At 72.4% G+C, this 9307-nt stretch carries 12 protein-coding genes; 9 read left to right on the plus strand and 3 right to left on the minus strand.

The genetic code is table 11. From position 1 onward, the window contains the following. Nucleotides 1-85: 85 nt before the first annotated feature. From recA to D9V37_RS14570, 3 genes are all read left to right on the plus strand, one after another. Nucleotides 86-1144 carry a recombinase RecA gene (gene recA, locus D9V37_RS14560; RefSeq protein WP_121806903.1) on the plus strand — a complete coding sequence of 353 codons (1059 nt, stop codon included), beginning with the start codon at nucleotides 86-88 and terminating at the stop codon, nucleotides 1142-1144. An 83-nt stretch (nucleotides 1145-1227) separates the two neighbouring features. After that, entirely contained in the window at nucleotides 1228-1779 is a 552-nt protein-coding gene (locus D9V37_RS14565) for a regulatory protein RecX (RefSeq protein WP_121806904.1), read from the plus strand. 13 nt (nucleotides 1780-1792) lie between these two features. Then, nucleotides 1793-2116: a hypothetical protein gene (locus D9V37_RS14570; protein ID WP_121806905.1), complete on the plus strand. Its 324-nt coding sequence runs from the start codon at nucleotides 1793-1795 to the stop codon at nucleotides 2114-2116. A 17-nt stretch (nucleotides 2117-2133) separates the two neighbouring features. Here the strand turns inward: D9V37_RS14570 and D9V37_RS14575 are convergent, their stop codons facing one another. Then, nucleotides 2134-3297, minus strand: coding sequence for a glycoside hydrolase family 3 N-terminal domain-containing protein (locus D9V37_RS14575; RefSeq protein ID WP_121806906.1), 1164 nt, complete (start codon nucleotides 3295-3297; stop codon nucleotides 2134-2136). Nucleotides 3298-3380: 83 nt separating this feature from the next. Between D9V37_RS14575 and D9V37_RS14580 the strand changes: the two genes are divergently transcribed. The 4 genes from D9V37_RS14580 to miaB all read left to right on the plus strand — a co-directional run bounded on the left by D9V37_RS14580 (nucleotide 3381) and on the right by miaB (nucleotide 6974). Then, nucleotides 3381-3842, plus strand: coding sequence for a hotdog fold domain-containing protein (locus D9V37_RS14580; protein WP_121806907.1), 462 nt, complete (start codon nucleotides 3381-3383; stop codon nucleotides 3840-3842). A gap of 174 nt (nucleotides 3843-4016) precedes the next feature. Then, complete coding sequence (gene trpS, locus D9V37_RS14585) at nucleotides 4017-4973, plus strand: tryptophan--tRNA ligase (protein WP_121806908.1); 957 nt, start codon at nucleotides 4017-4019, stop codon at nucleotides 4971-4973. Between the two features lie 76 nt (nucleotides 4974-5049). Next, nucleotides 5050-5502 carry a hypothetical protein gene (locus tag D9V37_RS14590; protein ID WP_121806909.1) on the plus strand — a complete coding sequence of 151 codons (453 nt, stop codon included), beginning with the start codon at nucleotides 5050-5052 and terminating at the stop codon, nucleotides 5500-5502. A 26-nt stretch (nucleotides 5503-5528) separates the two neighbouring features. Further along, nucleotides 5529-6974: a tRNA (N6-isopentenyl adenosine(37)-C2)-methylthiotransferase MiaB gene (gene miaB / locus D9V37_RS14595; protein ID WP_121806935.1), complete on the plus strand. Its 1446-nt coding sequence runs from the start codon at nucleotides 5529-5531 to the stop codon at nucleotides 6972-6974. Between the two features lie 16 nt (nucleotides 6975-6990). Here miaB and D9V37_RS14600 read toward each other — a convergent pair whose 3' ends face one another. Next, entirely contained in the window at nucleotides 6991-7245 is a 255-nt protein-coding gene (locus D9V37_RS14600; protein WP_121806910.1) for a hypothetical protein, read from the minus strand. Between the two features lie 8 nt (nucleotides 7246-7253). After that, the gene (locus D9V37_RS14605) at nucleotides 7254-7457 is read right to left on the minus strand and encodes an antitoxin (protein ID WP_121806911.1); all 204 of its coding nucleotides are present in this window, start codon (nucleotides 7455-7457) and stop codon (nucleotides 7254-7256) included. 37 nt (nucleotides 7458-7494) lie between these two features. Between D9V37_RS14605 and miaA the strand changes: the two genes are divergently transcribed. Next, nucleotides 7495-8382: a tRNA (adenosine(37)-N6)-dimethylallyltransferase MiaA gene (gene miaA / locus D9V37_RS14610; RefSeq protein WP_232524934.1), complete on the plus strand. Its 888-nt coding sequence runs from the start codon at nucleotides 7495-7497 to the stop codon at nucleotides 8380-8382. A 4-nt stretch (nucleotides 8383-8386) separates the two neighbouring features. Then, the gene (gene dapF / locus D9V37_RS14615) at nucleotides 8387-9226 is read left to right on the plus strand and encodes a diaminopimelate epimerase (RefSeq protein ID WP_121806913.1); all 840 of its coding nucleotides are present in this window, start codon (nucleotides 8387-8389) and stop codon (nucleotides 9224-9226) included. Nucleotides 9227-9307 lie beyond the last annotated feature (81 nt).

The following is a 9307-nucleotide window of genomic DNA, read 5'->3' on the forward strand; positions in this document are numbered from 1 at the left end:
GCCGGCGCCGCGCAGCCCGAGGTTGTCGGTGGTGACGCCTAGCGTCGTCGCCGTACCCCGAACCACGAGACGTGAGGACCTGGACATGGCAGCTGCGGCTGGAGACCCCCGTGACAAGGCGCTGGAGATGGCGCTGGGCAACATCGAGAAGCAGTTCGGCAAGGGCTCGGTCATGCGGCTGGGCGATGAGACCCGGGCGCCGCTGGAGGTGATCCCCACCGGGGCGATCTCCCTCGACATCGCCCTGGGCCTGGGCGGCCTGCCGCGCGGGCGCGTGGTGGAGATCTACGGACCGGAGTCCTCCGGCAAGACCACCGTCGCGCTGCACGCCGTGGCCAACGCCCAGCGGGCCGGCGGCATCGTCGCCTTCATCGACGCCGAGCACGCGCTCGACCCCGAGTACGCCCAGAAGCTCGGCGTCGACACCGACGCGCTGCTGGTCTCCCAGCCCGACTCCGGTGAGCAGGCGCTGGAGATCGCCGACATGCTGGTCCGCTCCGGCGCGCTCGACCTCATCGTCATCGACTCCGTCGCCGCCCTGGTGCCCCGCGCGGAGATCGAGGGCGAGATGGGCGACAGCCACGTCGGCCTGCAGGCCCGGCTGATGAGCCAGGCGCTGCGCAAGATGACCGGTGCCCTCAACAACTCCGGAACCACCGCCATCTTCATCAACCAGCTGCGCGAGAAGATCGGCGTGATGTTCGGTTCGCCGGAGACCACCACCGGCGGCAAGGCGCTGAAGTTCTACTCCTCGGTGCGCCTCGACGTCCGCCGCATCGAGACCCTCAAGGACGGCGCTGAGCCCGTCGGCAACCGCACCCGGGTCAAGGTGGTCAAGAACAAGGTCGCCCCGCCGTTCAAGCAGGCCGAGTTCGACATCATGTACGGCCGCGGCATCTCCCGCGAGGGCGGTCTGATCGACGTCGGCGTCGAGGCGGGCCTGGTCCGCAAGTCCGGTGCTTGGTACACCTACGAGGGCGACCAGCTCGGCCAGGGCAAGGAGAACGCGCGCACCTTCCTGCGCGACAACCCCGACCTGGCCAACGAGATCGAGAAGAAGATCCTTGAGAAGCTCGGCGTTGGCCCGACGGTGGACAACCCCGCCGGCGAAGCCGGCATCGACCCCGACGGCATCGACTTCTGACACCACGGCGCCGACGAGGAGGTGCGCTAGCACCGTCTCGAAACCAAGCACCCATCCCTATCGGCCGTCCCCGGGAGCACCCGATGCGCCAGCAAAAGACCCCCACCGACCTGGAGGACCTCGGCCCCGCCGAGGACCCCGAGTCGGTGGCGCGCACGATCCTGCTCGACCAGCTGACCGGCCGGCCCCGCACCCGGGCCGAGCTGGCCACCAAGCTGAGCGCCCGCGGCGTGCCCGACGCGGTGGCCGGCCGACTGCTCGACCGGTTCACCGAGGTCGGCCTGATCGACGACGCCGCGTTCGCGCAGGCCTGGATCGAGCAGCGCCAGTCCGGCCGGGGCCTCGCGCGACGGGCGCTGAGCCAGGAGCTGCGACGCAAGGGCGTGGAGGACGACGTGGTCAAGGAGGCTCTCGACGAGGTCGATCCCGAGGCCGAGGTGGAGGCGGCTCGGATGCTGGTGCGCCGCAAGCTGCGCTCGGTGCGCGCGCTGGACGAGCAGACCGCGATCCGCCGGCTCAGCGGGATGCTCGCCCGCAAGGGCCACGGTCCCGGCGTCGCCTACCGGGTGGTCAAGGAGGAGCTGGCCGCTCAGGGCATGGCCGAGGACCTCATCGACCCCGATCATCAGACCTAGCCGGCCCGTCATCGTGCCCGGGCGACCAGAGATCGTCTGCCTCTGCGGCTCCACCCGGTTCGAGGAGCAGCTGAGAGCGGCGAACCGTGACCTCACCTTCGCCGGCGTCATCGTCGTGGCCCCCGGCGTCTTCGCGCGGGTCGATGCATCCCAGTCCGACGAGGCCATCACGCCGGCGCAGAAGGCTGCGCTCGGCGAGCTGCACCTGCGCAAGATCGACCTGGCCGACCGCGTGCTGGTCGTCAATCCAGCCGGTTACATCGGTGAGTCCACCAGCCGGGAGATCGACTACGCCCGCGCCACCGGGAAACCGATCACCTTCACCGAGCCCGGCTGACCGATCGCGCGGTCGGGCTACCGCGTCCGCAGCCGCCAGCGCAGCCGCATCACGCGCTGCAGCGCGGCGTCCCACTCCCGGGCGCCGAGCCGGCGGTCTTGTCGTGCGTAGGTGAGCGCGGTGACGCTGCCCAGGCCGTCGGCGACCTGGCGGCTGGAGGCCAACAAGACGTCCATGCCGGCGTCCGCCGAGCTCACGGCACGCTGGGGCACCTCGCCGAACTCCCCGAGCGATCCGGCCTCGAGGGCGTCGGTGATGGTGACGCCCCGGAAGCGGAGCCGGTCGCGCAGCTCGCCCTGCACGATGCGGCGCGAGAGTCCGGCGGGGTAGGTCGGGTCCAGGGCGGGGTACACCGCCCAGGAGGTCATCACCAGGTCCACTCCGGCCTTGACCGCGGACCGGAACGGCAGCTCGTCGACGCCTCGGATCTCCTCGGCCGACTGGGTGAGGACGAGCTTGACCAGGTCGGTGTTCTGGTCCACCGTCGCGGCACCCAGGCCCGGGAAGTGCTTCACCGTCGAGCCGATGCCGCGCTGCTGCTGGGCGGTCAGGAACGCGGTGCCGCAGGCGGCGACCTTGGCCGGGTCGCTGGAGAAGGAGCGCCCGAACTTGTCGTCGAAGTTGCCCTCGGCACGGTAGACGTCGAGCACCGGGGCCAGGTTGAGGTTCATGCCGGCCCGGTGCAGGCCCACCGCGGCGCCGGCGCCGGACGCGGCGGAGACCCCGACGTAGTCGGTGGAGGCGCCCATCTGCTTGGCGGTGAGCGTCGGCTCCTGGTCCTTGAGCCGCCGGACGACCCCGCCCTCCTGGTCGGTGGTGAGGATCAGCGGGAAGGCGCGGGTGGGGCTGTGCCGGTGGGCGCGTCGTAGGCGAGCGGTGACCTCGGCGATCTGGGCGGTGCTGGTGATGTTCTCGCCGAAGAAGATCACCCCGCCGATCTCACCGGCGCGGATGGCCTCGATCAGCTCGGGCGGCGGAGTCAGCCCGGAGTAGGAGGCGATGACGCGCTGGCCGGCCTGCTGTCGTGGGCTGAGGGTGGGCAGGCCGGGGAAGCGGTGGTGTCGCTCGGGCGCCGCCGAGGCCGCGCCGGCGGTCAGCGACGTGGCCAGCGCGGCGGTGGCGGTGCCGGCCAGGGTGGCGCGGCGGGACAGGGTCGACGGCAGAGCCCGAGAGGAGGTCATCGAGGTACGCAAGCACCTTGCGTTGCACGCGTCAAGAAGTGCAAGAAATCGTCGCAACGTTACCGGCGGGTAGGGTCACGTGAGTGAGCCGCGTGCTGTCCGCGTACCGCCGTCTCGAGCCGTTGCCGCTGGGCCGGTGGGTGTTCTCGACCGCCTTCTCGCTCGCGGCGCCGTACTTTCGCACGGTGCGGCCGCGGTTCACGCGCCTGGAGCCTGACCACGTCGAGCTGGTCGTGCCCGACCGGTGGGGCGTCCACAACCACCTCGGCACGGTGCACGCCATCGCGCTCTGCAACGGGCTGGAGGCGGCGATGGGCGCGCTGGCCGAGGCCAGCATCCCCGCGCACCGGCGCTGGATACCGAAGGGGATGGAGGTCGCCTACACCGCCAAGGCCACCGGCGACGTCACCTGCATCGCCGAGACCGACCCCGCCCAGTGGGCCGGCGACGACCCGGACGTGCCGGTGCGGGTCCGCGGCGAGCTCGCCGACGGCACCGTGGTGGTCGAGGGCGAGATCCGGCTCTGGGTGACCGAGAGGACCTGACGCACCGCGCCCGTCGCGCGGCCGTGCCACACTCGCTGCGTGAGTCAGCGTCCTCTCGTCCTGACCTGGTGGTCCGTCTCCTAGGCGGTCCACCCCTCATCCACGGCCGCCCACGGGCGGCCGTTCGCACCTCCGGGTCGACCCGTGGGCCTCTTCGAAGGAGCCCCACCGATCATGTCCCGTTCGCTCTCGCTCATCACGCCCAGCGGTCACCTGACGCTGGGCAACTACCTCGGCGCGCTGCGGCCGATGGCCGAGCGGCAGGCCGCGTCCGACTGCTACTACGGCGTCTCCGACCTGCACGCGCTCACCACCCGGCACGACCCCGACCGGCTCCGCGTGCTCACCGCCGAGCAGCAGCGGCTGATGGTCGCCGCTGGGCTGGACCGCAGCACGCTGTTCGTGCAGAGCCGCGTCACTGCGCACGCCGAGCTGACCTACCTGCTCGAGTGCGTGGCCACCACGGGCGAGCTCAACCGGATGATCCAGTTCAAGGAGAAGGGCCGCGACCGGCCGTCGACGCGGTGCTCGCTGTTCACCTACCCGGTGCTGATGGCCGCCGACATCCTGCTGTACCGCCCCGAGACCGTGCCGGTCGGCGACGACCAGCGCCAGCACGTCGAGCTCGCGCGCGACGTCGCCCAGCGCTTCAACGCGACCTACGGCGAGGTGTTCACGGTGCCCCGGGTGACCACGCCGCCCGCCGGCGCCCGGGTGATGGACCTGGCCGAGCCGACGCGGAAGATGTCGGGCTCCTCGCCCGAGGACCATCCCGGCTGTCTCCGGCTGCTCGATCCGCCCGACGTCGTGCGCCGCAAGGTGGCCCGGGCCGTCACCGACTCCGACACCGGCGCCGACGCGGTCCGCGCCGACCGGGAGGCCAAGCCCGGGGTGACGAACCTGCTCGACATCCTCACCGCCTGCGGCGCGAGCGCCGAGGGACTGCACACCTACGGTGCGCTGAAGGCGGCGGTCACCGACGCGGTGATCGCCGTGCTCGAGCCGCTGCAGCAGCGCTACGCCGACCTCGACCCCGCCGAGGTCGCGGCGGTGTTCGAGGCGGGGGAGCAGCGCTGCCGGGAGGTGACGGCGCCGGTGCTGGCCGACGTTCGCCGCGCGATGGGCCTGTGAAGCGGGCTGGGAACGGGATCTGGGTCCGGTCCATCGGGGTCTGGGATCGGGCCGGCCCGGCGGGTAGACAGGACCCATGAGCATCGCGGACACGGTGACCTTCCTCGTGCGGCACCCGGTACGCAGCGCGCTGCGCGGAGTGGGCATCGCCAAGGGCCTGGCCGGGGCGGTGGTGGGTCACGGGTCCACCCCATCGGAGACCGCGCCGGCCCCATCGACACAGTGGGCCCCGTCGACCTCGATCGTGCCCCCGCAGCGCGAGCCGCTCCCCGCCGCCGAGCAGCGCCCGCCCGCGGCGCCGGGGGAGTCCTTCGCCACCGAGGCCAGCCCGGTCTCGTTCGGCGACGTCCACGCCGACGCCCCGCACGTCCACGACTGGGACGACGAGGCCGAGGCCGGCCCACAGGAGGACCTGGTCCCCGAGACCCCCGACGACCCCGACGCCTCGGACGCGCCGTTGCTCGATCCCTCGTTGACCAAGCAGGTCAAGGGCGAGCTCGACCGCGGACTGGGCGACGCCAGCCGGTAGCGACGCTGCGTACCCTGGTGCGCGAGATGAGCGCGCGCACGTACCAGGTCCGCACCTACGGGTGCCAGATGAACGTCCACGACTCCGAGCGGCTCTCCGGGCTGCTGGAGGACGCGGGGTACGTCGCCGTGCCCGAGGGCGCGACGGCCGACGTGGTGGTGTTCAACACGTGCGCGGTGCGCGAGAACGCCGACAACAAGCTCTACGGCAACCTCGGACATCTCGCGCCGGTCAAGGCCGAGCACCCCGGGATGCAGATCGCGGTGGGAGGCTGCCTGGCGCAGAAGGACCGGGGCGAGATCACCCGCCGGGCGCCCTGGGTCGACGTCGTGTTCGGCACGCACAACATCGGCTCGCTGCCGGTGCTTCTCGAGCGCGCCCGGGTGGCCGAGGAGGCCCAGGTCGAGATCCTGGAGTCCTTGGAGACGTTCCCGAGCACGCTGCCGACGCGGCGGGAGTCAGTCTACGCGGCCTGGGTGTCGGTGTCGGTGGGCTGCAACAACACCTGCACCTTCTGCATCGTGCCGAGCCTGCGCGGCCAGGAGCGCGACCGCCGCCCCGGCGAGATCCTGGCCGAGATCGAGGCGCTGGTGGCCGAGGGCGTCAGCGAGGTGACGCTGCTGGGGCAGAACGTCAACACCTACGGCGTCGAGTTCGGCGACCGGCTCGCGTTCGGCAAGCTGCTGCGCGCCTGCGGTGAGATCGAGGGGCTCGAGCGGGTGCGCTTCACCAGCCCGCACCCCTCCTCCTTCACCGACGACGTCATCGCGGCCATGGCCGAGACGCCGAACGTCATGCCGCAGCTCCACATGCCGCTGCAGTCCGGCTCCGACGCCGTGCTGCGGGCGATGCGGCGCAGCTACCGGCAGGAGCGGTTCCTGGGCATCATCGACCGGGTGCGTGCCGCGATGCCCGACGCCGCGATCACCACCGACATCATCGTCGGCTTCCCCGGCGAGACCGAGGTCGACTTCGAGCAGACCCTGCACGTGGTGGAGCAGGCGCGGTTCTCCGGCGCGTTCACGTTCCAGTACTCCAAGCGCCCGGGCACGCCCGCCGCCGACCTGCCCGACCAAGTGCCGACCGAGGTGGTCCGCGACCGCTACGAGCGACTGGTCGAGCGCGTCAACGCGATCGCCTGGGCCGAGAACCGGCGGCTGGTCGGTCGCACCCTGGAGCTGATGGTGGCCGAGGGTGAGGGCCGCAAGGACCAGGCCACCCACCGCTTGACCGGCCGTGCCCGCGACAACCGGCTGGTGCACTTCACGCCTCCCGGCCCGCTCGAGGAGGCACCGCGGCCGGGCGACGTCGTGGAGGTGGAGATCACGCACGCCGCGCCGCACCACCTGGTGGCCGACGGTCCGGTGCGCTCGGTGCGCCGGACCCGGTCAGGCGACGCCTGGGAAGCGCGCAGCGCCGTGTCCGACAACCGCGTCGGACTGGGCATGCCGACGGTGGGCGCCCCCGCCTAGGCACGGCCCCCCGGGCCTAAGCCGGCGTCTCCGTCTCGGGGTCGGTCTGCTTCTCCGGCTCGGACTCGTCGGAGTCCGAGCCGTCGGTGTCCTCCGGCTCGTCGAGCTCATCGGGGACGGCGTCGTCGGCCACCTGGGCCGAGCGCGGCTGGTCGGGCACGATCGGGTCGGGGCCGGCCGACTCCCAGTCCGGGACGGCGTCGGGACCGCCGGGGCCCTCGGGCGGACGCGGATCGGTGTGCGGCGTCGGGGCGTCGCTCTCGTTGCTCATCGTCGTGCTCAGGGCGCCGTGGGGCCGGATCCCTCGGTCTTCTCCTTGACGAACTCCTGCGCCTTGTCGACCTTGTCGGCGTACTTGCCGTCGGTCTTGGAGTCGATGAAGTCGCCGGCTTTCGCAGCGGCCTCGTTGATCTTGTCGGAGTGGCCCTCGGCGAAGTCCTTCGCCTTGTCGCCGAGCTCCTTGGCCTTGTCGAAGATGCCCATGCGGGCACTGTACAAGCGGATCCGCGAGGATGACCCGGTGTCCGAGCCCCCGATCGTCGCGGTCGTCGGGGCCACGGCTTCGGGCAAGAGCGACCTGGCCCTCGACCTCGCCGAGCGGCTGGGCGGCGAGGTGGTCAACACCGACGCGATGGCTATCTACCGCGGCATGGACATCGGCACCGCGAAGCTGCCGCCCGACCAGCGTCGCGGCCTGCCGCACCACCTGCTCGACCTGCTGGAGGTGCACGAGGAGGCCAGCGTCGCGGTGTTCCAGCGGCTGGCCCGCGAGGTCGTCGACGACGTCCGGGCCCGCGGCCGCGTGCCGGTGCTGGTGGGTGGGTCGGCGCTGTACACCCGTGCCGTGGTCGACCGGCTGGACTTCCCCGGCACCGACCCCGCCGTGCGTGGGCGGCTGGAGGCCGAGCTCGCCGAGCAGGGCGCCGGCGTGCTGCACGCCCGGTTGCGCGAGGCCGATCCGGTGGCCGCCGCGGCCATCGAGCCGGGCAACGGGCGTCGCATCGTGCGCGCGCTGGAGGTGGTGGAGCTGACCGGGTCCTTCCGGGCGACGCTGCCCGAGCCGGTCTACCTGCACCCCGAGACGGTGCAGATCGGCGTCGACATCGACCGGCCCACGCTCGACGCCCGCATCGAGCGACGGGTGGAGCAGATGTGGCAGGCGGGCCTGGTCGAGGAGGTCCGTGGGCTGGTCGCGCCCAGCCGCACCGCCAGCCGCGCGCTGGGCTACGCGCAGGTCCTGGAGCACCTGGCCGGGCAGACCAGCGAGGAGGAGGCCAAGCGACGCACGGTCGTCGGCACGCGCCGCTTCGCGCGGCGGCAGGACGCCTGGTTCCGCAAGGACCCGCGGGTGCACTGGGTGCGCCACGACGACCCCGACCGACTCGGTCGCGCGCTCCACCTACTCTGAGGGCGTGGAGATCAGCTTCGTCAAGGGTCACGGCACCGAGAACGACTTCGTGCTGGTGCCCGACGCGAACGGCCGGCTGGAGCTGGGCGAGGACCAAGTCCGGTTCCTGTGCGACCGCCGCGCCGGCCTGGGCGCCGACGGCGTCATCCGCGTCGTGCGCACCGACGCCACCGACGACCCGGCCGCGGTCGAGCAGCGCGAGCAGGCCGAGTGGTTCATGGACTACCGCAACGCCGACGGGTCGCTGAGCCAGATGTGCGGCAACGGCGTCCGCGTGCTCGGCCTCTACCTGGCCACCCACGCCGACGTCGACCCGCGCAGCCCGCTGCCCATCGCCACCCGCGCCGGCCTGCGCACACTCACCTTCGCCGAGGACGGCATCACCGTCGACATGGGCGGCGCCACCGTCCTGGCCGAGACCAAGATCGGCGTCGGCGAGCGGTCGTGGCCCGCCACGCACGTCGAGACCGGCAACCCCCACGCCGTGGTGCTCGTCGACGACCTCGCCGAGGCCGGCGACCTCCTCGAGCCGCCGGCCTACGACGCGCAGGCGTACCCGGGCGGCGTCAACGTCGAGTTCGTGACGCGGCGGGGCGAGGCGCACATCGCGATGCGGGTGCACGAGCGGGGCTCGGGCGAGACCCGCTCCTGCGGCACGGGCGCTTGCGCGGCCGTGGTCGCCGCCATGCTGACCGACGACGCGGCCCGCAACACCGCCTACACCGTCGACGTGCCGGGCGGCACGCTGCAGGTGACGTGGACCGACGAGGCCGGGGGCGACCGGCTGCTGCTCACCGGCCCGGCGGTGCTGGTCGCCGAGGGTCTCGTCGAGCTCGCGCAGTAGCCTCCGCGACATGGACATCTTCTCAGGCACCGCCATCGTCACCGGGGGCGCGAGCGGCATCGGTGCCGCCGTCGTCCGCCA

Origin of the sequence: Nocardioides mangrovicus (assembly GCF_003674065.1) — a bacterium.
Taxonomy (GTDB): domain Bacteria; phylum Actinomycetota; class Actinomycetes; order Propionibacteriales; family Nocardioidaceae; genus Marmoricola; species Marmoricola mangrovicus.